This window comes from Enterobacter sp. UPMP2061, from assembly GCF_053709615.1.
On record NZ_JBSKJP010000004.1, the window covers coordinates 136,917 to 163,458 of the forward strand.

General features: G+C 56.1%; 21 protein-coding genes and 1 other RNA gene. 10 read left to right on the forward strand and 12 right to left on the reverse strand.

Annotation, left to right across the window (positions count from 1 at the left end):
• Positions 1–19: 19 nt before the first annotated feature.
• The 11 genes from ACWKXX_RS11250 to kbaZ form a co-directional block, all read right to left on the reverse strand.
• On the reverse strand, positions 20–1,909 hold the full coding sequence (locus ACWKXX_RS11250; protein ID WP_023304487.1) for an alpha-galactosidase: 1,890 nt from the start codon (positions 1,907–1,909) through the stop codon (positions 20–22).
• 16 nt (positions 1,910–1,925) lie between these two features.
• Positions 1,926–3,098, reverse strand: a complete 1,173-nt coding sequence (locus tag ACWKXX_RS11255) for a MalY/PatB family protein (RefSeq protein ID WP_032104417.1) — start codon at positions 3,096–3,098, stop codon at positions 1,926–1,928.
• Positions 3,099–3,110: 12 nt separating this feature from the next.
• Positions 3,111–4,682: a maltose/glucose-specific PTS transporter subunit IIBC gene (malX, locus tag ACWKXX_RS11260; RefSeq protein WP_017693930.1), complete on the reverse strand. Its 1,572-nt coding sequence runs from the start codon at positions 4,680–4,682 to the stop codon at positions 3,111–3,113.
• A gap of 117 nt (positions 4,683–4,799) precedes the next feature.
• Entirely contained in the window at positions 4,800–5,672 is an 873-nt protein-coding gene (gene kbaY / locus ACWKXX_RS11265; RefSeq protein WP_261665970.1) for a tagatose-bisphosphate aldolase subunit KbaY, read from the reverse strand.
• A 12-nt stretch (positions 5,673–5,684) separates the two neighbouring features.
• Positions 5,685–6,830: an SIS domain-containing protein gene (locus tag ACWKXX_RS11270; protein WP_015571960.1), complete on the reverse strand. Its 1,146-nt coding sequence runs from the start codon at positions 6,828–6,830 to the stop codon at positions 5,685–5,687.
• A 246-nt stretch (positions 6,831–7,076) separates the two neighbouring features.
• Entirely contained in the window at positions 7,077–8,210 is a 1,134-nt protein-coding gene (nagA, locus tag ACWKXX_RS11275; protein WP_017382442.1) for an N-acetylglucosamine-6-phosphate deacetylase, read from the reverse strand.
• Positions 8,207–8,641 (reverse strand): PTS galactosamine/N-acetylgalactosamine transporter subunit IIA, encoded by a 435-nt coding sequence (gene agaF, locus ACWKXX_RS11280; protein ID WP_017382441.1) that lies wholly within the window; start codon positions 8,639–8,641, stop codon positions 8,207–8,209. The genes nagA and agaF overlap by 4 nt, the downstream gene beginning before the upstream one ends.
• A 17-nt stretch (positions 8,642–8,658) precedes the next feature.
• Positions 8,659–9,537 carry a PTS N-acetylgalactosamine transporter subunit IID gene (gene agaE / locus ACWKXX_RS11285; RefSeq protein ID WP_017382440.1) on the reverse strand — a complete coding sequence of 293 codons (879 nt, stop codon included), beginning with the start codon at positions 9,535–9,537 and terminating at the stop codon, positions 8,659–8,661.
• On the reverse strand, positions 9,527–10,306 hold the full coding sequence (gene agaW, locus ACWKXX_RS11290) for a PTS N-acetylgalactosamine transporter subunit IIC (RefSeq protein WP_003861730.1): 780 nt from the start codon (positions 10,304–10,306) through the stop codon (positions 9,527–9,529). Before agaW ends, agaE begins: the two co-directional genes overlap by 11 nt.
• A gap of 10 nt (positions 10,307–10,316) precedes the next feature.
• Positions 10,317–10,790 (reverse strand): PTS N-acetylgalactosamine transporter subunit IIB, encoded by a 474-nt coding sequence (agaV, locus tag ACWKXX_RS11295; protein WP_003861728.1) that lies wholly within the window; start codon positions 10,788–10,790, stop codon positions 10,317–10,319.
• A 19-nt stretch (positions 10,791–10,809) separates the two neighbouring features.
• On the reverse strand, positions 10,810–12,117 hold the full coding sequence (gene kbaZ, locus ACWKXX_RS11300) for a tagatose-bisphosphate aldolase subunit KbaZ (RefSeq protein WP_261665971.1): 1,308 nt from the start codon (positions 12,115–12,117) through the stop codon (positions 10,810–10,812).
• Between the two features lie 239 nt (positions 12,118–12,356).
• On the opposite strand from kbaZ, the gene ACWKXX_RS11305 reads away from it, so the two are divergent.
• Positions 12,357–13,160 (forward strand): DeoR family transcriptional regulator, encoded by an 804-nt coding sequence (locus ACWKXX_RS11305; RefSeq protein WP_017693937.1) that lies wholly within the window; start codon positions 12,357–12,359, stop codon positions 13,158–13,160.
• Between the two features lie 540 nt (positions 13,161–13,700).
• On the opposite strand, the gene garD is transcribed toward ACWKXX_RS11305, so the two are convergent.
• Positions 13,701–15,272, reverse strand: coding sequence for a galactarate dehydratase (gene garD, locus ACWKXX_RS11310; RefSeq protein ID WP_015571957.1), 1,572 nt, complete (start codon positions 15,270–15,272; stop codon positions 13,701–13,703).
• Between the two features lie 367 nt (positions 15,273–15,639).
• On the opposite strand from garD, the gene garL reads away from it, so the two are divergent.
• From garL to pflB, 9 genes are all read left to right on the forward strand, one after another.
• Positions 15,640–16,410, forward strand: a complete 771-nt coding sequence (gene garL / locus ACWKXX_RS11315) for a 2-dehydro-3-deoxyglucarate aldolase (RefSeq protein ID WP_003862676.1) — start codon at positions 15,640–15,642, stop codon at positions 16,408–16,410.
• A gap of 21 nt (positions 16,411–16,431) precedes the next feature.
• Positions 16,432–17,322, forward strand: coding sequence for a 2-hydroxy-3-oxopropionate reductase (garR, locus tag ACWKXX_RS11320; RefSeq protein ID WP_015571956.1), 891 nt, complete (start codon positions 16,432–16,434; stop codon positions 17,320–17,322).
• Between the two features lie 56 nt (positions 17,323–17,378).
• Complete coding sequence (gene garK, locus ACWKXX_RS11325) at positions 17,379–18,524, forward strand: glycerate 2-kinase (RefSeq protein ID WP_032672038.1); 1,146 nt, start codon at positions 17,379–17,381, stop codon at positions 18,522–18,524.
• A 32-nt stretch (positions 18,525–18,556) separates the two neighbouring features.
• Positions 18,557–18,933, forward strand: an RNA gene (gene rnpB, locus ACWKXX_RS11330) — RNase P RNA component class A.
• A gap of 672 nt (positions 18,934–19,605) precedes the next feature.
• A complete protein-coding gene (tdcA, locus tag ACWKXX_RS11335) occupies positions 19,606–20,526 on the forward strand; it encodes a transcriptional regulator TdcA (protein WP_006812085.1) in 921 nt (306 codons plus the stop codon).
• A gap of 96 nt (positions 20,527–20,622) precedes the next feature.
• Complete coding sequence (tdcB, locus tag ACWKXX_RS11340; RefSeq protein WP_023304478.1) at positions 20,623–21,612, forward strand: bifunctional threonine ammonia-lyase/L-serine ammonia-lyase TdcB; 990 nt, start codon at positions 20,623–20,625, stop codon at positions 21,610–21,612.
• 10 nt (positions 21,613–21,622) lie between these two features.
• Positions 21,623–22,954: a threonine/serine transporter TdcC gene (tdcC, locus tag ACWKXX_RS11345; protein ID WP_006812083.1), complete on the forward strand. Its 1,332-nt coding sequence runs from the start codon at positions 21,623–21,625 to the stop codon at positions 22,952–22,954.
• Between the two features lie 30 nt (positions 22,955–22,984).
• Entirely contained in the window at positions 22,985–24,193 is a 1,209-nt protein-coding gene (gene tdcD / locus ACWKXX_RS11350; RefSeq protein WP_045344033.1) for a propionate kinase, read from the forward strand.
• Positions 24,194–24,208: 15 nt separating this feature from the next.
• Positions 24,209–26,503 (forward strand): formate C-acetyltransferase, encoded by a 2,295-nt coding sequence (gene pflB, locus ACWKXX_RS11355; RefSeq protein WP_033487675.1) that lies wholly within the window; start codon positions 24,209–24,211, stop codon positions 26,501–26,503.
• Positions 26,504–26,542 lie beyond the last annotated feature (39 nt).

Sequence of the window (26,542 nt, forward strand, 5' to 3'; positions counted from 1 at the left end):
CCTGCCAGCTGAACACTTTTTATTTCCCCGGCATCGCCTCAAACACCAGCGTTTCCAGCGGTTGCAGCGTAATCACCACAGCGTTTTTATACTCCTCTGGTACGGTCGAATTACTGCCGTACACGGCTTTCAGGGTAAACTGGGAACGCTCTCCTGCCGGGATCTCAAAATCTTTGGTTAAATCCAGGAAGTAACGTTGCGGTTTATCCGACGGGTTTCGTAAGCCAAAAATCGCTTTGTCTTTACTCCATGAGGCCCAGCCGTAAACCTCAAGCGAAGTTGGGTCACCGCCAATCCAGTGAGTATCCACCAGCACGCTGGCATTCTCACGCGACCATTTCGCGGCCTGCGCCAGGGTATCCCACTTCGCCTTATTCAGCATGGACGGCGTAATGTACAGCTCCTGAAGCTGAGTTCCGGTTGCAAAGTAGCTCCAGACCTGATCGGCAAAATCGCTGTCTGTTTGCACTTTCTCGAGTCCATAGTAAGCGTTCTCTGCGCTGACGATCCCGTGGTACATCAGTGAGTTCAGCGGGAACAGCGGACCTTTACGCACGATGGATCGCCAGGTTTCGGCATCGCGGTAGGTCATCCACTGCTGCACTGGCGTGCCGGGGCCGTACAGGTTGATATCATCGCCCTGACGCCAGATTGAATCAGCATAGAACAGCCAGGACGGGCTGGCGTCGGTGCCGGTGGTCAGGTTGATAAACAGGTTCGGATTTGCGCTGCGCATGTTGTGCAGCAGGGCAATGGACGCGTCAAAATCCGATGCAAATGGGCTGCCCTTGATATGCGAATTGGCGTTACCCATTCCGTCGAGCTTGAACGAGGTAATATGCTCGTTTTTGATCAGCTTGATGATCTGATCGTTAAAGTTTTTAAAATAGTTCGGCCCCGACAGCGCCAGCTTGCCGTCTACGGTTTCGAAACCATACTCTTTTGCATGCGAGACGCGAATATCGCGCGGCTTGTTGTAACCGCCCCACGGTGAAAGCCACAGCCCAACCGAGCTATGCAGGCTGTCGGCTTTTTCCCTGACTTTGCCAAAACCGTTGCTGAATGCCGGGCCAAACAGCCAGCGTCCGGTGCGATCGTCCCAGCCATCGTCCAGCAGGAACGCGTCCAGCGCCACCCCGCGTCCGGCAATAAATTCTTTATTCCATTCGTCCATCCGCCCAATGACATCCTGCTCGGAGTAAGGGGTAAAGAAGCCGATGTCCATCCAGCTGTTGTAGTGCAGGTAAGGCTTATAAGGCCGCGGACGCACGGCATCGATAAACTGGTTTACGCTGCGGCGCAGCTGATTAGTTTCCGGGAAAGTGCCGAACCAGGTGGTAAAACTAACCGGTGTCTCAGGCAGAATTGGCGTTTTCAGCTCCACGTTGAGGTTCGTGGTGGCTTCATAAGCGTAAGTATTCACAATCGGTTTGTCTGGCAGGATGAAGAACGAGTCGGCCACGATTGGCGAGCTGTTAATCGCCCCGTCAACGTAAGGTGCCTGAGACTGCTTCTTCGTCGGGAAGAAGGTAATTTTCGCTACGTCCCGCGGCTGCCCGACGGCGGCGATGGTGTAGCCAATGCTGGCGTATTTTCCCTTCACCAGGTTCAGTTTCACCGTTACGATAAAATCCGGATGCGTAAAGTCGATGACTATCGCATTGTCCTGCTTTTCGACGTGCTTGATTTTGAAATCAGCGGTGTGGATTTTTGTTTCATCCGGTAGCGTCAGAAAGAACAACTCCTGGGGCGTGAGCGGATGGTTAGCTTTGCTGTCCGTTACCACTACCGTTGCGTTTGCATCATCAAACGAAAGGGCAATATTGTCGTTACTGAGCGCGTAGTTTGCTGCTGCCGCACCATGAGAAACACAGAGAGTCAGCAGCGAGAGAGTGAGCATTTTTTTCATCGGGGTAAGATCCTTATCAGTAATGCTTCAGCATTCGGTTGATGGACTGTTCCAGCCAGTAGCGCTGGGTGCCGAAGTTAATACGCAGGTAGTTTTCGCCGTTTTGTACGTAGTGGCTGCCATCTTCAATGACCACGCCAGCCTGTTTTGCGAAATGTTGAGTTAGCGCCGTCGCACTGCGATCGTCCGCACTGACGTCTATCCAGGCGAGATACGACGACTCCGGGTTCATCATCTTCCATGCAGGGAAATGGGTCTGGATGGCATCCGCAAGGTAGCGGGCATTGCCGCGCAGATAACCATTCAGCGCGTCGAGCCATGGCAGACCTTGCTGATAAGCCAGAATAATTCCCCACACGCCGAAGATATTGGGCGAGGTAATGGAGTTCTTCTCCAACTGCTGGCGGAAACGCTGGCGCAGCGAATCGTCTGGAATCATTGAGTAGGATGTTTTTAGCCCGCCAAGGTTGAAGGCTTTATTGGGGGAGGTCAGCACAATCAGGTTGTCCTGGGCGGCACAGCCCGAAGTCAGACAACTGACGAATGTACCGTCCAGAATGTGCTCGGCGTGAACCTCATCAACCACCAGAATCGTGCCGTAGCGCTTACAGAGATCGGACACCTGACGTATCTCATCCGCGCGCCAGATTCGGCCCGAGGGGTTATGCGGCGAGCAGAAGAACCACAGTTTTGGACGGTGAGTTTTGAGCTGAACTTCAATCAGATTAAAATCCAGCTGATAGCGGTTTTCCTTCACGCTCAGCGGATTTGCAAGCACCCGCACGCCCTGTCGCTGTGTCGCCATCGCAAACGGGTCATACACCGGGGTATTCATCATCACGCAGTCGCCGGGTTTGCAGAACGCCTGAACCGTATAGTGCAGCGTGGAAACGGTGCCGTAGGTCAGGGTGATCCATGACTTATGCACCTCAACCTGATGACGGCTACGCTGGAAGGCGATGACCGCATCGTAGAATTCGTCGAAGCACCAGGTGTAACCGAAGGTGCCATGCTCCACGATGCGCTGGAAGCCTTCAATCACGGCGGGTGGCGAGGTGAAATCCATATCTGCTATCCACAGCGGGATAAATCCCTCCGGGACATCACCGAAACGCGAGCACACAAACGTATGATCCCATTTACGGCATTTATCGCTTTTACGCTCAATGATTCTGTCGAAATCAAACACAACGACCCCCTGTTAAATTAAGGCTTCAATGCCGGATTTGACGCTCTGCACCTGCGGGCCGATGATCACCTGAACGCTGTGGGCATCAAGCACCACTACTGACAAGGCGCCCGCGGCCTTCAGCGCCTGCTGGTCGATAAGCCCCATATCTTTTACCACCAGACGTAAGCGGGTGATGCAGTTGTCGAGCGACTCAATATTCTCTTTACCGCCAAGCGCGCGAAGAATAAGCCCATGATCGTATTTCGATTTTCCACGTGCCCGGGTATTGGCCTCCACCGCCTGGAGCGCACCCTGCGCGTCAACCTCACGGCCCGGCGTTTTAATATCGTGCCTGAGGATGTACCAGCGGAAGACGAAGAAGTAGATAGCAAACCAGGCAATACCCACCGGGAACAGCAGATACCATTTGGTCGACATCCCCTGCATGACGCCGAAGATCAGCAGATCCAGAATGCCGCCGTCGGTGTTGCCGATGGTGACGCCGAGCAGCGCCATCACCATCAGCGCCAGGCCAGACATAACGATATGAAACGCGTAAAGTACAGGGGCAATAAACAGGAACAGGAACTCAATCGGCTCTGAAATACCCGTGACAACTGAAACCAGCACGCCTGAAAGCAGCAGCCCTTTGATCACCGGACGGTTTTCCGGGCGCGCGGTGCGGTAGATAGCGTAAGCCACGGCAGGCAGGCCGAAGATAAAGGTCGGCATAAACCCTTGCGATAAAAATGCCGTAACGTGCGGGCTAAACGGCAGGCCAGCTTTCAGCTCGGCGTAGAAAATGTTCAGCGCACCGGCCACTTCCTGGCCGTTAACCATCTCAATGCCGCCCGCCGGGGTGAAGCGCACCATCGCCAGCAGGATGTGGTGCAGGCCAAAAGGTTTGAGCAGCAGTACGCCCACGCCATACAGGAATGGCCCAAAGACGCTGGTGCTCTGGATGATATGACCAATCCCGGCAATGCCCATTGCCACATATTCCCACAGCAGGGGGATGAACAAGCCGACCAGCGACAGGGTGAGGGCAGTAACAATCGGTACAAAACGAATGCCGCTAAAGAAGGCAAACGCGTCGTGCAGCACCGTGTCCTGGAAACGCTCGTGCAGGAAGTAGGTGATCACCCCTACCACAATGCCGCCGAGCACGCCCATCTCCAGCGTTTGAATGCCAAGCACAATGGATTGTCCCACCTGTCTCATGGTGGCGGCATCCGCAAGCTGGTGGGTGGCGGTCAGGTAGTAGTTGATGCTCATGTTCATCAGCATGTAGCCAACGAATCCGGCAAAAGCGCCCACCGCTTTATTACGTCTGGCAAGGCCCATCGGGATCGCCATGGCAAACATCAGCGGCAGATAGGTAAAAGCAAAGCCGCCGACCATGGCGATAAAACCAAAGGTGAGCTGCGTTAACTCGCCGCCCAGAAAGGGAAAACTTTTGATGGTGGAAGGGCTGGTGACAGAACTACCGATACCTAACAACAACCCCATAAAGGCCAACAGTGAGACCGGGAACATAAACGTCTTTCCCAGGCTCTGGAAAAACTCCCACGCTTTCGATTTAAACGACTTTTCCTGTGTCATGTAGGGACTCCTCGGTTTTTTAGGATAATGGAAGGCGCTGTCCGGCTTAAGGACGCGCCTTCATATTTGCGAGGCTTATAGTTATTTTTTTAGGTACTAACGTTATGCGCGATGGGTTCAGGCTTCAGTCGCAAGCAGCAGCCGGTTCGCCGAGCCGCAAACGGTGATTTTGCTTCTGACCACCTCTTTCATGGCATCCATGCCGACGCGCATGTAGAAGCGCGGATCGTTGCCCTGTGGGTTCTCGGCAAACCAGGCTTTGACAGCGTGAGAGAAGGCGATTTTCAGCTCTGTTGCGACGTTAACTTTGCAGACGCCCAGCTCAATGGTGCGGCGCACATCCTCATCCGGCACATCACTCGCACCGTGCAGCACCAGCGGCACTGTCACTACCTCACGGATCTCGGCCAGCCGCTGGAAGTCGATTTTTGGGCGTTTGGTATAAAGACCGTGCGCGGTACCGATGGCAACGGCGAGGCTGTCCACGCCTGTCAGTTCGACAAAGCGTTTTGCTTCCTGCGGGTCGGTCAGGAATGCGCTTTCGGCGTCGACGCTCATGTCATCTTCCACTCCGCCCAGTCGGCCCAGTTCGGCCTCGACGCTACAGTCGTTGAGGTGGCAGAAATCGACGACCGATTTCACCAGCTTGACGTTTTGTTCGAAGGGGTAATGGCTACCGTCGATCATTGCGCTACGTACGCCGGCATGGACTTTGCGGCGAATGTCGTCCAGCGATTCGTGGTGATCGAGGTGTAGCGCCAGCGGCATGTCATAAGTAAGGGAATACGCGTTGCACAAGGCGTAGATCTCTTCCAGCGCAATATGTTTAAACGTCCCCGGCGTACCCGCGAGGATCACCGGCGATCGCATTTCGCTACAGACTTCGAGGATCGCCTGGATCGTCTCGGCGTTATGGATGTTAAAGGCCGGAACGGCATAGCCCTTCGCCTGTGCGTCCTGCAAAAGATATTTGGTAGAAATAATACTCATGAGCCTGTCCTCTTAAGCCTGCCACGGATGAATAACGACGCCCTGGACCACACGGTTAACCGTACCGCTAGCGGATGGCGTATCCGGCGTATTGCCAACGTGCAGAGACTGGGTCAGTGCGAAGACCTGGGCGTACATCAGGAAGCAGAACGCCTGCTCCATATCGTTAAATGAACGGGAAGGCGGCAGCAGGATATGCGGGCCAGCTTCAATGACCGGATCCGTTTCGGCTGCAATGGCTACCACGCGCATAGCCTGACGATCGCGTCGCAGCTCGGCGAGCAGATCCCGATCGTACTGACGCGTATACGGATGGCTGGAGACAAACACGACGACCAGCGTTTCGTTGTCCACCAGCGACTTAGGCCCGTGACGGAAACCCGTGGGCGAATCGTAGAATGCCGCCAGCTTGCCGGCGGTCAGCTCCAGCACCTTCAGCGCAGACTCCCGTGCGGCGCCCTGTAATCCACCGCTGCCCAGATAAACAATGCGTTTCCACGGTTCGTTACCAAAGACGCCGGGACTGAAATCGCCAAGCGATGTGAGGATCGCCTGACAGCGATCGGACACGTCGCGGAACGTTTTGCTGTTGATCGTTTCCGGTGCGAATACCGCCAGGCAGCTCGCCATCATGGTGGTGATGCTGCTTGTCATCGCGAACCCGCGATCGTGCGTTTCGGCTGGCATGAGCAGAGCGCAGGCGTTATCGCTGTCGACGGCATTCTGGTACAGGCTGCCTGCTTCATTACAGGTGATCGACAGGTGGTAGCACTCCGGTACAAACTGATTCGCCAGCTCAACGGCGGCGACGCTCTCCGGGCTATTGCCAGAACGGGCGAAAGAGACCAGCAGCAGCGGGTGCGAAGGGCTGAAATAATCCATCGGGTTGGTGACCAGATCGGTCGTAGGTATCGCGGTGATGTTTTTCCCCGTGTGGCTGGCAAGCCATGGCGCAATGATGTCGCCAATAAAAGCGGACGTGCCCGCGCCGGTCAGAACGATCCGCAGATCGGGCTTGCGCAACAGTGGCGTCAGAAAACTGTCGATCGACGCGCGCAGATTATCAATATTGTTGAGCGAGCGAAGCCAGCTGGCTGGCTGCTGGCGGATCTCTTTTTCGGTCCAGGTGCCGGTGGTGGCGATAGTGGTTTGTGGCATAACTCAGTCCTTAGTCGTGTGAATTCCACATCAGACGCTGGCAAATGTGTCGCTATCTTTCGTTTCGTTTCACTTGTTCACTTTAGCAGTTAAATAAAATTTATAGAAAAGAAATCGAAAGTTCAATGGCGAAAAAGAAATAAAACGAAAAGTGTGATCGCGAAAGGAAAGGCGAAAATCAAGGAAAGGAAAAGAAAGGCCTTACGATCGTCTTCCGTAAGGCCAACAGGGCACACTGTGAAGGGGCTACAGGGAAAGAGCCTGACCCTGGATCCAGATCTGCCGGAGGTGTAAACCCGCATCCAGCGCAAGAACATTGGCGCGTTTGCCTGGCGCTAACGTTCCCAGCAGGTGATCCATACCGAGCAGACGAGCAGGATGCAGCGAGGCCATATGGATTGCGTTTTCTGGGGCGATCCCCGTATGCTCCACCATATTTCGCACGGCGGCATCCAGCGCGAGCGTGCTGCCCGCCAGCCCGCCTGAGGCCGTGCGGACAACGCCGCCCTGCATCTCGACATTTTCACCACACAACGTATAGCGCCCATCAGGCATACCCGCCGCCTGCATGGCATCGGTAATCAGCACCGTACGATCCTTCGCGCAGCAACAACATAACCGCATGGCTCCAGGATGAACGTGATGCCCGTCGGCAATAAGCTCCAGCCACGCGCGTGGGTCCGTAAGCCCGGCGCCAACCATGCCGGGCTCCCGGTGGTGTAACCCCGTCATGCCGTTGTAGCAGTGCACCAGCCCGGCTGCGCCTGCATCAAATGCGGCGAGGGTTTGCGCGTATGTAGCGGCACTGTGGCCCAGCATGACGCGTATCCCTTTTTGCTTGAGGTGATGGATCGCCTTCAGGGCATCCACTTTTTCCGGAGCAAGCGCCACCACCCGCAGCGTGTTCTGCGAAACCGCAATCAGCTCATCAAGTTCCGCGAGATCCAGTTCGCGAAACAGTTCTGGCGGGTGCGCCCCTTTGTTCTGCGGTGTAAAGTACGGGCCTTCCAGATAGCTGCCCAGGATCTGCGCACCGGGGCCACCGGCATGACAGCGCCGGGCAATGCGCCGTAACGCGCCATGGATCGCCTCCAGCGGAGCGGTGACGGTGGTAGGCAGAAACGCCCCCACGCCTTCACGCGCTTTGTGCATGGCTAACCGGTCCAGCACGTCGGGCGCATCATCCATCACATCCACACCCGCGCCGCCGTGGACGTGGATATCAATGTATGCCGGGCAAAGCAGGTCTGCCTCGCGGGTATTAACCCCTGCCGGAATCGGCTCGATGGCGGTGATGACGCCTCTATCCATACGCAGCTGATGGTCATCCAGCCAGCCCTGCCCGGTAAGCAGACGACGCGCGCGCAGCAGCTGGCTCATATCCCTTCCTCGGCGGGCGCTTCCTCGCGACAGCGTGCAAGTTCATCCACCAGGCTGGTCAGGCCGCGATGGCCGCACTCCAGCGCCTGCAAACGAAAGGCTTCACTGCTTAATCCGTCGCGCTCCAGAACCATCTCCAGCAAAAGCTGGAGATTGGTGCCGGTGATCACTTCGCTGCCGGGGCGCTGCATCGCGAGGGTAGAGGCCACACGAAACGGCGTACCGCCGAGAAGATCGGTGAGAAACACGATATCGTGCTCTGCATCCAGTTCATTCACTGCCTGCTCAAGCTGCGCGGTCAGCCGCGCAGTGGTGGAGCTTTCCGGAAAATCGATGGCGATAAACTGCGGCTGTTCGCCGAGGATTTGCTTCATCGCCTGTTCCAGCCCGCTGGCAAAACCGCCGTGACCCGTCAAAATAATGCCTAACATCGCAACCTCTTTGCTTATTACAGGAAGTGACAGAATTTACCGACAACGCCCAGCACCACGGTGATACCAATCAGGCGCAGCGGGCTCCAGCCACGGCGTACCAGCCAGAACATGGTCAGGGTATAGACCAGCGGCAGAAAGGCGGGCATCAGTTTGTCGATCACATCGGTTTGCAGTTTGACGACTGCATCCCCGGCTTTAATCTCGAGTGTGGTATTCAGGCGCACGTAGGTAGCGACCAGCGCGCCGATCACTGTCATCCCGACAATGGACGCAGCATGACCAACCTTTTTGGTGTTGGCCTTGATCAGAGGGATCGCGGCGACACCCATTCGGTACGCATAGTGCGCCAGACCAAAACGCAGGCCGAGATGCACCACGTTAAACAGCACGATAAAGACCACCGCGCCAAGAATGGAGCCCTGTAGCGCAAGGCTGGCGCCAATCCCCCCGCAGATGGGCAGCAGGGTCAGCCAGAACATGGCGTCACCAATGCCACCGAGCGGTGCGCCGACGGCAATTTTAGTGCTCTGGATGCTGTTCACATCCTGTTTGGAACGCTCCATTGCCAGAATAATGCCGATGACGAAGGTCACCAGGAACGGGTGGGTGTTAAAGAAACCCATATGACCTTTCATGGCGCGCGCCAGGTCCCGCTTATTGGTGTGGATCTTTTTCAGCGCGGGCAGTAGCCCATACAGCCAGCCGGAGGCCTGCATACGCTCGTAGTTAAACGAGGCCTGTAGCAGCATGGAACGCCAGGCGACACGGTTAATATCCTTTTTCGTTAGTTCAGCGCCAATACGCTGGTCTTCGTAGACGTTTTCATTCACGCCGGTCAGCAGTGTCTCTTCACTTTCAGACACGCCCGGCAGGGTGGTGTGATTAGATGCCATCTTCAAATTCCTCTTTCTGGGCCGCAGGCGCCGTGGGTTCAGGCGATTTGCGCAGCAGGTCGATCAGCGCCATCGCCAGCGCAGCCGCGGCAATCGCCAGCACCGGGAGTTTCAGCCAGGCCGCGGCGACAAAGCCGATAATGAAGTAAGGGATGTAAACGTTTTTCATCATGATCTTCAGCAGCACGGCGAAGCCGATCGCTGGCATAATGCCGCCCGCGACGCCGAGACCGTCGATCAGACGTTCCGGCAGCACGTCAATGGCGGTTTTCGCATGTTCAGCCCCGAAGTAGATGGGCAGAAACGCGCACAGGAAGTAGAAGACGCCGAGCGCCAGCAGTGCCAGATAGTTGACCCGTTCAATACCACGGGTGTCTGCGTTAGCCGCCATGCGATCGCAGCGGGACATCACGCCGGACATCACCGAGAAGAGGAAAGTGATCCCCATCTGAACCGCCACGGCAAACGGCACGGCGACCCCAACGGCGACATCCGGCTTCACGCCTGTAGTAATGGCAAATGTGGTGCCAACGATGGTGCCGATAATCACGTTTGGCGGCTGCGCGCCCGCCAGCGGCGCGAGTCCCATCCAGACCAGTTCTAACGTACCGCCGGTCAGAATTCCGGTGTGCAAATCGCCCAGAATCAGGCCAACCAGTGGCCCGAGCACCACCGGACGGTGCATGTGTGTTAAGCCGTTAAACATATCCAGGCCCGCTATAAAGGCGAGAAGCCCCAGCGCGAAAGCCTGCAACAGACTGATTTCCATTGTGAATCCCTCAGAGCAGTTTAAAGAGATCCAAAGCAGTCTCTGTTGGAACGCCCTGAACGAAGCATTCCACTCCGGCCGCCTTCAGGCCGTTAAACGCGGCGATATCGTTCGCGTCTACAGATACCGTTTTGGCAATTTGCTGTTTGCCACTGGCGTAATGCATATTTCCGACGTTAATACGGGTGATGGGCACGCCGCCCTCGACCAGCGTTAAAAAATCAGCCGGTGTTTTACAGACCAGCAGAATTTTCTGCCGGTCGGCGGCGCGATGAATGTTGTCGATCACTTTTTGCAGGGACCAGAAACGCACGGCGATGCCTTCCGCCAGCACCATCTCCATCAGGTTTTGCTGAACCGGATCGTCTGCAACCTCGTCATTTGCCACCAGCACCAGGTTCGCCCCCGCAAACCCCACCCACTGTACGCCCACCTGACCGTGGATCAGGCGTTCATCAATGCGGCATAAGACAATGTTTGGCATAGCGTTTTCCTCTTTTTAATTATGCGTGTTGAGTCGTTACGCCTTCGCAGGCGGCATGGTACTGCTGGAGTATGTCCTGAATGTGGTCGAGGATGAGTTCCCGTGGTGTGGACCTGAGAGCGCCATCGCGAACTTTGCTGTACTGCAACGGCAGATACTGGCTGATCAGCGGCAGCGGGATCGGTTCATCCGCCAGGTTGCGTACCAGCCGCTCAAAGGCGTCGTCAATCTGGCTGTCTGGCCAGTAATAGCGCACGCGGTCGGAATAGCTGTAACCGCGCGCCAGGCGACGGGCATTGCCGTCGCCGTGATAGTGGCTTTGCCAGTATTCCGGGCGATCGAGCATCACGTTTTCCAGGACGTGACGCAGCCCTGAGCAGGCTTTTGCCGGCAGCAGCTCTTCTTCAAGTGCTGCCAGTGAGAACAGCGCTTCGCGCAGCGCGAAGGTTAGCGCAGGGCCGACTTTCAGAATGGCGAAGTGATCTTTCACCAACTGGCGCAGCGCCTGCGGCGTCTGGTAATCGGTAGAGTGTGCTTCAAATACAAGCGTGTCGTAGGCTTCAACCATCTCGCTCAGCGCGACGGCTTTATGCGGTTGATAGTCACAAACCTGCGCATGGTCGAACTCAACGCCAGGCTGAACCACCAGGCCAATAATGCGCGGCCAGATGTCGCTTAACCCTTCCTTCTCGAATGCGTGGCGGTGTGCCTCAAGCGTGGCGCGTGCCGCCTCTGGCGTGGTGACCTCAAGCTCGGTCAGCGTCTCGTGTGCCCCACCGGGAACCGGAACTTCCGTGCCGATAACGTAGACCAGATCGGCTACGCCAAATTGCTCGAGACAGGTGGTTTCGGCAATTTTAGCCAGCCGAGCGGCACGCCCGGCAACGATTGCATCGGTTAACGGAACCGGGTCGTCTTCGCAGGACATGCTGCAATCGAGGTGAATTTTTTTAAATCCGGCCGCCACGTAGCTTCTGATCAGATCGTCGGCGTTCGCCATCGCCTGCGAAGCCGGCAGGTTTTGCCAGCGGTTTGGACCTAAATGATCGCCGCCAAGGATCAGCTGCGAGGTGGGGAAACCAAGAGATCCCGCCAGCTTGCAGACAAACCCATAAAAATCGGCGGGCGTCATACCGGTATAACCGCCAAACTGATCCACCTGGTTTGAGGTGGCTTCTATCAGCAGGGGCGTCTGTTGTGAATGGGCGTAACGTAGTGCAGCTTCAAGTACCAGTGGATGTGCGGAACAGACGGCATAAATCCCGTTTGTATTCCCCCGTTTATGTTGTTCCACCATTTCTGTCAGATGTTTCACTTTCCTCTCCATTTCGGATGGTGTTGGTATTCATCTTTCGTTTTGTTTCATTTGATACTGCATTATGGTGAGGTAAAAATAAAACGAAAGATAATAGTTTTCCGATCTGTTTCACAAAAGAAACATAATGAAAGGTTTCAGCGGCGGTTAAGCTTGCGTCCGCCCACCATACAGGGCTTGCATTCCCTCAAAAGAAAGGCGTTAATAAGCAAAACGAAATGAAACGAAAGTGTATTTACTAAGGAGCTCGTATGAGCAGCACCGATTCATCCGCAGAGAAGCGCATCACCGGCACCAGTGAAAGGCGAGAGCAGATCATTCAGCGGTTGCGGGCGCAGGGAAGCGTGCAGGTTAACGATCTTTCTCTTTTATTCGGCGTGTCGACGGTGACGATCCGTAACGATCTGGCCTTTCTGGAAAAGCAGGGGATTGCCGTTCGCGCTTACGGCGGCGCGCTGATTTGCGAAGGCAATGCCCCCGGCGTGGAGCCGTCCGTTGAGGACAAAAGTTCCCTTAATACGGCAGTGAAGCGCAGCATCGCGCAGGCGGCGGCTGAACTGGTGAAGCCGGGTCACCGCATTATTCTGGACTCCGGCACCACAACCTTTGAAATTGCCCGCATGCTGCGCCAGCACACCGATGTCATTGCCATGACCAACGGGATGAACGTGGCAAATGCACTACTGGAAGCGGAGGGCGTAGAGCTGCTGATGACCGGCGGGCACTTGCGCCGTCAGTCGCAGTCCTTCTACGGCGACCAGGCGGAGCAGTCCTTACAGAATTACCATTTTGACCTGCTGTTCCTGGGCGTCGATGCCATCGATCTCGACCGGGGGGTGAGTACGCACAACGAGGATGAAGCCCGTCTGAACCGCAAAATGTGCGAGGTGGCGGAGCGTATTATCGTTGTCACGGACTCCAGCAAGTTTAATCGTTCAAGCCTGCATAAAATTATTGATACCCAGCGGATCGACATGATTATCGTTGATGAAGGCATTCCGGCGGAAAGCCTGGAAGGTTTACGCAAAAGCGGGATCGATGTGGTGCTGGTCTAAAGAGGCTTTTCCCCTCTCCCTAACCCTCTCCCCATAGGGAGAGGGTTCCCCAGTAATTTGAAAGCAAAAGCGATAACGTTGCCTCAGAATAACTGAGGGCTTTCAGCGATGCCTCGGTCCGGCTGTAAATCGCTGAGGCGTTTCCTGTAGGCCGGGGCGAGGCGCAGGGATGCGCCGAGAGGGCGGGCTTTACAGGGATGTTACCTCCGCCCGTCCCCGATAAGCCGGAAGGAATAAGCCGAAGGCACCGCGAAGCGGCGATTTACCGCCGGAAGCCCGGGTCGCCAGGGTGGTGGCGACTGAGCCACCCTGGCACGTTCACCGGTCATGTCGTGACAGAGTAGCAAGGAACATAAAGTGAACGGAATGACCACCAGAGCCGTATGTTCCCCCTCACCCCAGCCCTCTCCCTCAAGGGAGAGGGGGCCGTCTGTGCAGGCATTATTTTGTGGGGAACCCTCAGCTCCATAGGGGAGAGGGGACTGCCCGGTGCGGTTTTTTACCCTCTCCCTGGTGGGGAGAGGACAGGGTGAGGGGCCATCACGTCACCGGCGCCGGGTTAAACACCGCCAGCGAGTTATGCAATCCCCATTGATCGGAGAAGGTTTTCTTCCGCCCGCTTGCCACATCCAGAATGAAGTGGAACAGCTTCCAGCCCACCTCTTCAATACTCTCTTCCCCGGTGGCGATGGTGCCCGCGTTGATATCCATTAAGTCATACCAGCGGTTTGCCAGCTCGGTGCGGGTCGCCATTTTGATCACCGGTACCGCCATCAGGCCGTACGGCGTGCCGCGCCCGGTGGTAAAGACCTGTACCGTAATGCCGGATGCTACCTGCTGGGTACCGCACACGAAATCACTGGCAGGCGTTGCCGCGTAGATCAGACCGCGTTTGGTTGGTCGCTGGCCAGGGGAGAGCACTTCCACAATCGCGCTCTGGCCGGATTTGGCAATCGACCCGAGGGCCTTTTCCACCACGTTGGCCAGACCGCCTTTCTTGTTACCCGGAGACGGGTTGGCGCTGCGGTCGGTTTTGCCCATGTCGAGATAGTTATCGTACCAGGCCATCTCCTCCAGCAGGCGTTTGCCCACCTCTTCGTTGACGGCGCGCGGCGTGAGCAGGTGGATAGCATCACGTACTTCGGTGACTTCGGAGAACATCACCGTGGCGCCGCAGCGCACGAACAGATCGGAGGCATAACCGACTGCCGGGTTGGCGGTGACGCCGGAAAACGCATCGCTGCCGCCACACTGTGTCCCAACGACCAGTTCAGAGGCCGGGCAGGTTTCACGCTGGCGTTTGTTCAGCTTCTCCAGATGGTGCTCTGCCACCTGTAAAATGTCGTCGACCATCGATCTGAAGCCGACATGGTGTTCATCCTGAAGTCGCACAACACTGGCATCGTCAACCGGAATGGCTTTCACATCCTCAGTACCCTGCAACAGGCGTTCTGGCTGCAATTTTTCACAGCCGAGACCAATCACCATGACCTCACCGCCAAAGTTTGGGTTAAGGGCGATATTGTGAATCGTGCGGATCGGCACGACCGCTGCGGGCGCGTTGATCGCCACGCCGCAGCCGTACAGGTGGTTAAGACCCACCACGCCGTCAACGTTGGGGTATTTCGGCAACAGATCGCGCTCAATAATTTTCACCACATAATCCACTACGCCCGCCACGCAATGCACGCTGGTGGTGATGCCAAGCAGGTTTTTGGTTCCCACGCTGCCATCCGCGTTGCGGTAACCCTCGAAGGTATAACCCTCCAGCGGAGGCAACGGCTCAGGGACGCGGGTAGCCAGCGGCAACGACTCCAGCGGCGGGGCGGTGGGCAGCTCAACCAGCGACTCCTCAATCCAGCTACCCTGCGGGATAGCGCGCACCGCATAGCCGATGACTTCGCCGTAGCGCACGATTTCGCCCTGCGCCGGGATATCGACCAGTGCGACTTTATGCCCCTGCGGAATGTGCTCAATCAGCTCCAGGCCATCCGGAAAGCGGGTGCCAGCTTTTAAGCCATTGTCGTTGACAATAATCGCCACGTTATCGGTATCGTGCACTTTTATATAGAACGCCGTCGGCGACGCCTGTCGAATTTCAATATCGGCCATTGTTCACTCTTCTCCAGCAAAATATCTGATACTAAATATAGCCAGATGGTTAATTGTTTCTTATTGAGGAAATAAAGAATGCCAGGAGAGGAAAGGTGAGAATGTGATCGCGATCGCTCCCGAACCACTAATCGTTGATTCTGTGCATCAGCGCCCACTGTGTTGGGCATATGCTCAAAATAGCGTGCCACTCCCGTTGGATAATTGAGCATTGAGACAATGTGCTGCCGGGTGGTGACGATTATACTGAATGACGATTTTATAACGCCAAAATTCAGTCAGGAAAATAAATATAACGCTGACGCTGAGTCGGAATAAATAAGAAAAGCTACTGGCTAAAACTGCGGAATTAAAAAAGGTATAAGTAATGAGTAACGACATCTTCCCGAATAAATTTAAAGCGGCCCTCGCGGCGCACCAGATTCAGATTGGCTGCTGGTCTGCGCTGGCCAACCCCATCAGCACCGAAGTGCTGGGCCTGGCCGGGTTCGACTGGCTGGTGCTGGACGGCGAACATGCGCCAAACGATATCAACACGTTTATTCCGCAGCTGATGGCGCTGAAAGGCAGCCACAGCGCGCCGGTGGTGCGTGTGCCCACCAACGAGCCGGTGATCATCAAGCGTCTGCTGGATATCGGCTTCTACAACTTCCTGATCCCGTTTGTTGAAACGGAAGAAGAAGCGGTGCTGGCCGTGGCGGCGACCCGCTATCCACCGGAAGGGATCCGCGGCGTGTCCGTCTCGCACCGCGCCAACATGTTTGGCACCGTGCCGGACTATTTCGCTCAGTCCAACAAGAACATCACCATTCTGGTTCAGATCGAGAGCCAGCAGGGGGTCGATAACGTCGACGCTATTGCCGCGACGGAGGGGGTAGACGGCATTTTCGTCGGCCCGAGCGATCTGGCGGCCGCCTTTGGTCATCTGGGCAACGCCAGCCATCCGGACGTGCAGCGCGCAATTCAGCACATTTTTGCCCGTGCCAAAGCGCACGGTAAACCGTGCGGCATTCTGGCGCCAGTGGAAGCCGATGCCCGCCGCTACCTGGAGTGGGGCGCAACGTTTGTCGCCGTGGGCAGCGATCTCGGCGTATTCCGCGCCGCCACGCAGAAATTAGCGGACGCTTTTAAAAAATAACCATCATTGAGGAAACAGATTATGACGCTGAAAGTGGGTTTTATTGGCCTGGGTATCATGGGCAAACCAATGAGCAAAAACCTCATCAAAGCAGGTTACTCACTGGTGGTTTTAGATCGTAATTCAGACGCGGTGGCAGAGGTGATTGCGGCTGGCGCAGAAACGGCGACAACCGCAAAAGCGATTGCTGAGCAGTGCGACGTGATTATCACCATGCTGCCAAACTCCCCGCACGTGAAAGAGGTGGCGCTGGGTGAGAACGGCATTATCGACGGCGCGAAGCCGGGTCTGGTGGTGATCGACATGAGTTCTATCGCACCGCTGGCAAGCCGCGAAATCAGCGAGGCGCTGAAAGTGAAAGGCGTGGAAATGCTGGATGCGCCGGTCAGCGGCGGCGAACCGAAAGCCATCGACGGCACCCTGTCGGTGATGGTGGGGGGCGATAAAGCTGTGTTCGACAAATACTACGACCTGATGAAAGCCATGGCTGGCTCCGTGGTGCACACCGGTGAAATTGGTGCAGGCAACGTCACCAAGCTGGCAAACCAGGTGATTGTGGCGTTGAACATCGCGGCCATGTCCGAAGCGCTGACGCTGGCCACCAAAGCGGGCGTTAATCCGGATCTGGTCTATCAGGCCATTCGCGGTGGTCTGGCGGGCAGCACCGTGCTGGATGCCAAGGCGCCGATGGTGATGGATCGTAACTTCAGGCCGGGCTTCCGCATCGATCTGCACATTAAGGATCTGGCGAATGCGCTGGATACCTCCCACGGCGTGGGCGCGCAGCTGCCGCTGACTGCCGCCGTCATGGAGATGATGCAGGCGCTGCGTGCGGACGGTCTGGGCACCGCCGATCACAGCGCGTTAGCGTGCTATTACGAAAAACTGGCGAAGGTTGAAATTGCTCGCTAATGACGTCCTGCCCGGTGGCGTTACGCTTACCGGGCCTACGGCTCAGGCATACAACTATGAAAATCGTAATCGCGCCAGACTCTTATAAAGAAAGCCTGTCTGCCACCGAGGTGGCGCAGGCGATAGAAAAAGGATTTCGGGAAATTTTCCCCGACGCTCATTACGTGTCTGTTCCCGTTGCTGACGGCGGAGAAGGTACGGTTGAAGCGATGATCGCTGCGACGCAGGGCACCTGGCAGCAGGCTGTCGTCACCGGCCCGTTAGGGGAAAAGGTGAAGGCCAGTTGGGGGATCTCGGGCGACGGTACCACCGCGTTTATCGAGATGGCCGCCGCCAGCGGCCTGGTGCTTGTTCCTCCCGCGCAGCGTAACCCGCTGGTCACGACGTCGCGCGGGACGGGGGAGCTGATCCTCAGCGCGCTGGATAAAGGCGCGCGCAACATCATTATCGGTATCGGCGGGAGCGCAACCAACGATGGGGGCGCGGGTATGATGCAGGCGCTGGGCGCGAAGTTTACGGATGCGAACGGGACGGAGATCGGCTACGGCGGCGGCAGCCTGATGGCGCTTAACCGGATTGATATTTCCGATCTCGATCCGCGTCTTCAGGGATGCGCAATCCGCGTCGCCTGTGACGTGACGAATCCGCTGGTCGGTGAAAGCGGCGCGTCGCGTATCTTTGGCCCGCAAAAAGGCGCCACGGAGGAGATGATCCTCGAACTCGACGCCAATCTTAGCCACTACGCCGGGGTGATCAAAAAATCGCTGCGCATTGACGTCAACCGGGTTCCGGGGGCTGGCGCCGCGGGCGGCATGGGCGCGGCGCTGATGGCCTTCCTGGGCGCTGAGCTGAAAAGCGGCATCGAGATTGTCACTCAGGCGCTCAATCTTGAAGAACATATTCACGATTGCACGTGGGTGCTGACCGGGGAAGGGCGCATCGACAGCCAGAGCATTAATGGCAAAGTGCCCGTCGGCGTGGCGAGCGTCGCCAAAAAATACCATAAGCCGGTGATCGGGATTGCCGGAAGTCTGACGCAGGATGTGGGTGTGGTGCATCAGTACGGCATCGACGCGGTGTTCAGCGTACTGACCAGTATCGGTTCACTGGAAGAGGCGTTCCAGGGAGCATATGACAACATTTACCGCGCCTCGCGGAATATCGCGGCCACATTGCAGGTAGGCATGCGTAGCCAGGGGTGACAGCGGCGCGCAAACCCTCTATACTGCGCGCCGAAGCTGACCAGACAGTCGCCGCTTCGTCGTCGTCCCTTTCGGGGGAGACGGGCGGAGGGGAGGAAAGTCCGGGCTCCACAGGGCAGGGTGCCAGGTAACGCCTGGGGGGGAAACCCACGACCAGTGCAACAGAGAGCAAACCGCCGATGGCCCGCGCAAGCGGGATCAGGTAAGGGTGAAAGGGTGCGGTAAGAGCGCACCGCGCGGCTGGTAACAGTCCGTGGCACGGTAAACTCCACCCGGAGCAAGGCCAAATAGGGGTTCACATGGTACGGCCCGTACTGAACCCGGGTAGGCTGCTTGAGCCAGTGAGCGATTGCTGGCCTAGATGAATGACTGTCCACGACAGAACCCGGCTTATCGGTCAGCTTCAACTTCTTACGAAACCCCGCTTCGGCGGGGTTTTTGTTTTCTAAAGGTTGCAGGCCGGGTAAGCGAAGCGCCAAACGACATTAATTCTCAATTTTGCGATGCTAAGCACATTTCACTATTTGCCTGACTGTGTGTTCCTCTCATCTGCTGCGCATGATCGTAATCACAAAATTTAACGCTATAAAATTAGAAAATTTTAGTGTTGAGCAGATGTTGTAAATGTTTAGTCAGTGATGCCGAATGTTATTCATTTGATAATTTAATATTGAATCTAAAAACATTCTTCTGGTGAATGTGTGATATATCCCACTCTTTAACCGGAAATTGAATAAATATTCCTGGTAAAGTTGATAAACCACAAAAATGTTTTAAAGGAACAATGGTGTTTTATTAACCTTTAATTGCCTGAAAGATAGCCTTTATTAATATTTTTAAGGCAAAAAAATTCACGCTGGTTATTGCCATAAAATAAATTTATTACCGCGTTTTTTATTGATCAATATCAGCGTAAATGCGTATTTTTATTGTAATAAGTATTTGATTTATAAAGACATAAATAGATTTCGGGTGCGGTTGAAAACAGAGCGTCCTGGCAAATTGTGAGTAACAGCACATACCCCCTGAAACAATATTGGGTAGAATCCGCTGCGTCATAGGGAAATAAGCGCAGAATATTATGAATACTATTATTCTACCGAAAACACAGCACCTCGTGGTATTTCAGGAAGTCATCAAAAGTGGCTCCATAGGTTCTGCTGCAAGACAACTGGGGCTGACGCAACCTGCCGTCAGCAAAATCATCAGCGACATCGAATCCTACTTTGGGGTGGAAGTGATGGTGCGTAAGAACACCGGCGTAAAACTCACTGCCGCCGGTCAGGTGCTGCTGTCCTACGCTGAGTCGATCACCCGCGAAATGAAAAACATGGTGAGCGAGATTAACAGCCTCAGTTTCAGTACCGTCATGGACGTCTCTTTTGGCTATCCGTCGCTGATTGGCTTCACCTTCCTGTCCGGGATGATCAAAAAATTCAAGGAAGTGTTCCCGAAAGCGCGCGTCTCAATGTATGAAGCGCAGCTCTCTTCATTCCTGCCCGCCATTCGCGATGGCCGGCTGGATTTCGCCATCGGCACGCTGAGCGACGGGATGCAGCTTCAGGATCTTCACGTTGAGCCACTGTTTGAATCCGAGTTTGTGCTGGTGGCGAGTAAATCACGAACGTGCACCGGCCCGACCAGACTGGCATCGCTCACGCACGAGCAGTGGGTGATGCCGCAAACCGATATGGGCTACTACAACGAACTCCTGACCACCCTGCAAGACAACCACATCAGCATTGAAAACATCGTCCAGACCGATTCCGTCGTCACCATCTATAACCTTGTCCTCAATGCCGATTACCTTACGGTGATCCCCCGTGACATGATTGCGCCATTCGGCTCGGACCAGTTTATTGTTCTGCCGGTGGAAGATGAATTACCCGTGGCGCGTTATGCCGCCGTGTGGTCAAAAAATTACAGTATTAAAAAATCGGCGTCAGTATTAGTTGAACTGGCAAAACAATATTCTTCGATGAATATCGAAAAACGACGATAGAAATAATGATGATTTAAAACACCCGGAGCGACGCTTTTTAACGCTCTGATACCCTGACTTTGCCTGAAAACAATGAATTATTATAACGAGGATATTATGCACATTACTTACGATCTCCCGGTGACCATTGAAGATATTCAGGACGCCAGAAAAAGACTGGCGGGAAAGATCTATAAAACCGGTATGCCGCGCTCGAATTATCTGAGCGAACGGTGTAAGGGTGAGATATTCCTGAAATTTGAAAATATGCAGCGTACCGGTTCGTTTAAAATACGTGGGGCGTTTAATAAATTAAGCTCGCTGACCGATGCGGAAAAACGCAAGGGCGTGGTGGCCTGTTCCGCAGGGAACCACGCGCAGGGGGTCTCTCTCTCCTGCGCCATGCTCGGCATCGACGGCAAAGTGGTCATGCCGATGGGCGCGCCGAAATCCAAGGTTGCCGCCACGCGCGACTACTCCGCCGAAGTGGTGCTGCACGGCGAAAACTTTAACGACACCATCGCCAAAGTGAGCGAAATCGTCGAGATGGAAGGGCGCATTTTTATCCCGCCTTACGACGATCCGAAAGTCATTGCCGGGCAGGGCACCATCGGCCTGGAAATCCTCGAAGATTTATATGACGTGGATAACGTGATTGTCCCCATCGGCGGCGGCGGTTTAATTGCCGGTATTGCGACAGCAATTAAATCCATCAACCCAACTATCAATATTATCGGCGTGCAGTCTGAAAATGTGCACGGAATGGCGGCATCGTATCAGGCCGGAGAAATAACCAGTCATCGTGTTACCGGCACATTAGCTGACGGCTGCGACGTGTCTCGCCCAGGTAATTTAACCTTCGAAATTGTTCGTGAATTAGTCGATGACATTGTGCTGGTCAGCGAAGACGAGATTCGCAACAGCATGATCGCGCTTATTCAGCGAAATAAGGTGGTCACGGAAGGTGCCGGTGCGCTGGCGTGCGCGGCGTTATTAAGCGGCAAGCTGGACCACTATATTCAGGGCCGAAAAACCGTCTGCATTATTTCCGGCGGCAATATCGATCTCTCCCGTGTTTCCCAAATTACCGGCTTCGTTGACGCATAAAGGATGACTTATGAGCAACACAGAAAGCATTATCGTTGGCCAGACAAAAACGTCCACCTGGCGTAAATCGGATACCACCTGGACGCTCGGCCTGTTTGGTACCGCCATTGGCGCAGGCGTGCTGTTCTTCCCTATCCGTGCAGGCTTTGGCGGCCTGATCCCTATCCTGCTGATGCTGGTACTCGCGTTTCCGATTGCGTTTTACTGCCACCGCGCACTGGCGCGTCTGTGTTTGTCCGGCAGTAACGTCTCCGGCAACATCACCGAAACGGTGGAGGAGCATTTTGGTAAGACCGGCGGGGTGGTGATCACCTTCCTCTACTTCTTTGCCATTTGCCCGCTGCTGTGGATTTACGGCGTCACCATTACCAACACCTTTATGACCTTCTGGGAAAACCAGCTCCAGATGCCCGCCCTGAACCGCGGCGTGGTGGCGCTGTTCCTGCTGCTGCTGATGGCCTTTGTTATCTGGTTCGGTAAAGACCTGATGGTGAAAGTGATGAGCTACCTGGTGTTCCCGTTCATCGCCAGCCTGGTGTTAATTTCTCTCTCGCTGATCCCGTACTGGAACTCGGCGGTGATCGACCAGGTTAACCTGAGCGATATCGCCTTCACCGGTCATGACGGCATTCTGGTCACGGTATGGCTGGGGATCTCCATCATGGTCTTCTCCTTCAACTTCTCGCCTATCGTCTCCTCGTTTGTGGTCTCCAAACGCGAAGAGTACGAACCAGAGTTCGGGAAAGAGTTTACCGAGCAGAAATGTTCCAAAATCATTGGTCGCGCCAGCCTGCTGATGGTGGCGGTGGTGATGTTCTTCGCCTTTAGCTGCCTGTTTACGCTCTCTCCGCAGAACATGGCGGACGCCAAAGCGCAGAACATTCCGGTGCTCTCTTACCTGGCGAACCACTTCGCGTCGATGTCAGGCAGTAAATCCACGTTCGCCACGGTGCTGGAATACGGCGCCTCCATCATCGCGCTGGTCGCTATCTTTAAATCCTTCTTCGGCCACTATCTGGGCACGCTGGAGGGGCTGAACGGTCTGATCCTCAAGTTCGGTTACAAGGGCGACAAGAAGAAAGTCTCCGTGGGCAAGCTGAACACCATCAGCATGGTCTTCATCATGGGCTCCACCTGGATTGTGGCCTACGCCAACCCGAACATCCTGGACCTTATTGAAGCCATGGGTGCGCCAATTATCGCCTCTCTGCTGTGCCTGCTGCCGATGTACGCCATCCGCAAGGCGCCTGCGCTGGCGAAATACAAAGGCCGGACCGAGAACATCTTCGTAACCGTGGTCGGCCTGCTGACCATTCTGAACATCGTGTACAAACTGTTTTAAACCAAAGCTCAGGAAGAGCGGAGCCATACCATGATTGAGTTTCCGGTAGTACTGGTCATTAACTGCGGATCGTCCTCTGTTAAGTTCTCGGTGCTGGACGCCGCAGGCTGCGATGCCCTGATGACGGGCATTGCGGACGGCATCAACACAGAAAAAGCCTTTATTTCCGTGAATGGGGGTGAGCCGGTCAGACTGGCTCACCAGGACTACGAAGGGGCGCTGGCCGCCATCGCCCTTGAGCTGGAGAAACGCAACCTGATGGGCAGCGTGGCCTTGATTGGTCATCGCATTGCCCACGGCGGCGACCTCTTCAGCGAGTCGACCCTGATCACGGAAGAGGTGATGGCGCAGATCCGCGAGGTCTCCCCGCTGGCGCCGCTGCATAACTACGCCAACCTGAGCGGCGTGGAAGCCGCCGGGCGCCTGTTCCCCGGCGTGCAGCAGGTGGCGGTATTTGATACCAGCTTCCACCAGACCATGGCGCCGCAGGCGTATTTGTACGGCTTGCCGTACCGCTATTTTGAAGAGCTGGGCGTGCGCCGCTACGGTTTCCACGGCACCTCTCACCGCTACGTGTCGGCGCAGGCGCACGCGCTGCTCGGGCTCTCTCCCGATGACAGCGGCCTGGTGATTGCCCATCTCGGCAACGGGGCGTCCATCTGCGCGGTGCGTAACGGCGTAAGCGTGGACACGTCCATGGGGATGACGCCGCTTGAAGGACTGGTGATGGGCACGCGCTGCGGCGACGTGGATTTTGGCGCGATGGCGTGGATTGCCCGGCAGACCGGCCAGTCGTTCGAGGATCTGGAGCGCGTGGTCAACAAAGAGTCCGGGCTGCTGGGGATCTCTGGCATCTCCTCCGATTTGCGCGCGCTGGAGAAAGCCTGGCATGACGGCAACGAGCGGGCGCGGCTGGCAATAAAGACCTTTGTCCACCGGATTGCGCGACATATCGCCGGTCATGCCGCGTCCCTGCACCGTCTGGATGGCGTGGTGTTTACCGGCGGGATCGGTGAGAACTCCGTGCTTATCCGCGCGCTGGTGGTGGAGCATCTTAAGGTGTTTGGCATCATCCTCGACGAGTCCAAAAATGCCCTGCCGGGCAGCGCGGGCGAGCGCGTGATCTCCACCGAGTCGTCCCGCGCGGCCTGCGCGGTGATCCCTACCAATGAAGAAAAAATGATCGCACTGGACGCCCTCCGTCTTGGGAAGGTTACTCCGGCTGCGGCTTACGCCTGATAAAGCGAGAATCTGATGAAAGTAACAATCGATACGGGCGTCGCGCCTTACAGCGACGCATGGGCCGGGTTTCGCGGTGAAGAATGGAAAAACGCCATTAACGTGCGCGATTTTATTCAGCATAACTACACCCCTTATGAAGGCGATGAAGCTTTCCTCGCGCAGGCGACGCCAGCAACGACGGCGCTGTGGCAGAAGGTGATGGTCGGCATTCGTCAGGAGAATGCTACTCACGCTCCGGTGGATTTTGACACCAACATCGCCACTACTATTACCGCGCACGGGCCGGGCTATATTGATCAGGAGCTGGAGACGATCGTTGGCCTGCAAACCGACAAGCCGCTCAAGCGCGCCCTGCATCCGTACGGCGGGATCAACATGATCCGCAGCTCGTTCGAAGCCTACGGTCGCGAGATGGATCCGCAGTTTGAATATCTCTTCACAGACCTGCGCAAAACCCACAACCAGGGCGTGTTTGACGTTTACTCCCCGGAGATGATGCGCTGCCGCAAATCGGGGGTGCTGACCGGTCTGCCGGACGGCTACGGGCGCGGACGCATCATCGGCGACTACCGTCGCGTGGCGCTGTACGGCATCAGCTATCTGGTGCGCGAGCGTGAACTTCAGTTCGCCGATCTCCAGGGGAAACTGGAGCGCGGAGAAGATCTGGAGGCCACGATCCGCCTGCGCGAGGAGCTGGCGGAGCATAAACGTGCGTTGCTCCAGATCCAGCAGATGGCGGCGAACTATGGCTTTGATATTTCACGTCCGGCGATGAATGCGCAGGAAGCGGTGCAGTGGGTCTACTTTGCCTACCTTGCCGCAGTGAAATCCCAGAACGGCGGGGCGATGTCGCTGGGGCGCACGGCCTCGTTCCTCGATATCTACATTGAACGCGACATGCAGGCAGGAAGGCTGAATGAGGTGCAGGCCCAGGAGCTGATCGACCACTTCATCATGAAGATCCGCATGGTACGCTTCCTGCGCACGCCGGAGTTCGACACGCTCTTCTCCGGCGATCCGATCTGGGCCACGGAAGTGATTGGCGGCATGGGGCTGGATGGCCGTACGCTGGTGACCAAAAACAGCTTCCGCTACCTGCATACCCTGCACACCATGGGGCCTGCGCCGGAGCCAAACCTGACGATCCTCTGGTCCGAACAACTGCCGATCGCGTTCAAGAAATACGCCGCGCAGGTGTCGATCGTCACCTCCTCGCTGCAATACGAGAACGACGATCTGATGCGCGCCGACTTCAACAGCGACGACTACGCCATTGCCTGCTGCGTCAGCCCGATGGTGATCGGCAAGCAGATGCAGTTCTTCGGCGCACGCGCCAACCTCGCCAAAACGCTGCTGTACGCAATCAACGGCGGGGTGGATGAGAAGCTCAAGATCCAGGTGGGGCCTAAAACCGAGCCGCTGCTGAATGAGGTACTGGATTACGACACCGTGATGGCGAGCCTCGATCACTTCATGGACTGGCTGGCGGTGCAGTACATCAGCGCGCTGAATCTCATTCACTACATGCATGATAAATACAGCTACGAAGCCTCGCTGATGGCGCTGCACGATCGGGACGTCTACCGCACCATGGCCTGCGGCATTGCCGGGCTGTCGGTGGCGGCGGATTCCCTGTCGGCCATCAAGTACGCCACGGTAAAACCGGTGCGCGACCACACTGGCCTGGCGGTCGATTTCGTCATCGAAGGCGACTATCCGCAGTACGGCAACAACGACGATCGCGTGGACAGTATCGCCTGCGATCTGGTTGAGCGCTTTATGAAGAAAATCCAGGCGCTGCCGACGTACCGCAACGCGGTACCGACGCAGTCGATCCTGACCATCACCTCCAACGTGGTTTACGGGCAGAAGACCGGCAACACGCCGGACGGACGTCGCGGCGGCACGCCGTTTGCGCCTGGCGCCAACCCGATGCACGGGCGCGACAGAAAAGGGGCGGTGGCGTCGTTAACCTCGGTCGCCAAGCTGCCGTTCACCTATGCCAAAGACGGGATCTCCTACACCTTCTCCATCGTGCCGCAGGCACTGGGCAAGGACGAGCCGGTGCGCAAAACCAACCTTGTCGGGCTGCTGGACGGATACTTCCACCACGAAGCGACCATTGAGGGCGGGCAACACCTGAACGTCAACGTGATGAACCGGGAGATGCTGCTGGATGCCGTCGCCCATCCGGAGAACTATCCGAACCTGACGATCCGCGTTTCTGGTTATGCGGTGCGGTTTAACGCCCTGACGCGCGAGCAGCAGCAGGACGTGATTTCGAGGACGTTTACGCAGGCGATGTAATACAGGCTTCATCTTCAGCCTCCTCAAATGGGGAGGCTT

Bases quoted from the DNA above. Each gene is read 5' to 3' on its own strand.
- ACWKXX_RS11250 (WP_023304487.1), bottom strand. From the start codon at position 1,909: ATGAAAAAAATGCTCACTCTCTCGCTGCTGACTCTCTGTGTTTCTCAT.
- malX (WP_017693930.1), bottom strand. From the start codon at position 4,682: ATGACACAGGAAAAGTCGTTTAAATCGAAAGCGTGGGAGTTTTTCCAG.
- kbaY (WP_261665970.1), bottom strand. From the start codon at position 5,672: ATGAGTATTATTTCTACCAAATATCTTTTGCAGGACGCACAGGCGAAG.
- ACWKXX_RS11270 (WP_015571960.1), bottom strand. From the start codon at position 6,830: ATGCCACAAACCACTATCGCCACCACCGGCACCTGGACCGAAAAAGAG.
- nagA (WP_017382442.1), bottom strand. From the start codon at position 8,210: ATGAGCCAGCTGCTGCGCGCGCGTCGTCTGCTTACCGGGCAGGGCTGG.
- agaF (WP_017382441.1), bottom strand. From the start codon at position 8,641: ATGTTAGGCATTATTTTGACGGGTCACGGCGGTTTTGCCAGCGGGCTG.
- agaE (WP_017382440.1), bottom strand. From the start codon at position 9,537: ATGGCATCTAATCACACCACCCTGCCGGGCGTGTCTGAAAGTGAAGAG.
- agaW (WP_003861730.1), bottom strand. From the start codon at position 10,306: ATGGAAATCAGTCTGTTGCAGGCTTTCGCGCTGGGGCTTCTCGCCTTT.
- agaV (WP_003861728.1), bottom strand. From the start codon at position 10,790: ATGCCAAACATTGTCTTATGCCGCATTGATGAACGCCTGATCCACGGT.
- kbaZ (WP_261665971.1), bottom strand. From the start codon at position 12,117: ATGGAGAGGAAAGTGAAACATCTGACAGAAATGGTGGAACAACATAAA.
- ACWKXX_RS11305 (WP_017693937.1), top strand. From the start codon at position 12,357: ATGAGCAGCACCGATTCATCCGCAGAGAAGCGCATCACCGGCACCAGT.
- garD (WP_015571957.1), bottom strand. From the start codon at position 15,272: ATGGCCGATATTGAAATTCGACAGGCGTCGCCGACGGCGTTCTATATA.
- garL (WP_003862676.1), top strand. From the start codon at position 15,640: ATGAGTAACGACATCTTCCCGAATAAATTTAAAGCGGCCCTCGCGGCG.
- garR (WP_015571956.1), top strand. From the start codon at position 16,432: ATGACGCTGAAAGTGGGTTTTATTGGCCTGGGTATCATGGGCAAACCA.
- garK (WP_032672038.1), top strand. From the start codon at position 17,379: ATGAAAATCGTAATCGCGCCAGACTCTTATAAAGAAAGCCTGTCTGCC.
- tdcA (WP_006812085.1), top strand. From the start codon at position 19,606: ATGAATACTATTATTCTACCGAAAACACAGCACCTCGTGGTATTTCAG.
- tdcB (WP_023304478.1), top strand. From the start codon at position 20,623: ATGCACATTACTTACGATCTCCCGGTGACCATTGAAGATATTCAGGAC.
- tdcC (WP_006812083.1), top strand. From the start codon at position 21,623: ATGAGCAACACAGAAAGCATTATCGTTGGCCAGACAAAAACGTCCACC.
- tdcD (WP_045344033.1), top strand. From the start codon at position 22,985: ATGATTGAGTTTCCGGTAGTACTGGTCATTAACTGCGGATCGTCCTCT.
- pflB (WP_033487675.1), top strand. From the start codon at position 24,209: ATGAAAGTAACAATCGATACGGGCGTCGCGCCTTACAGCGACGCATGG.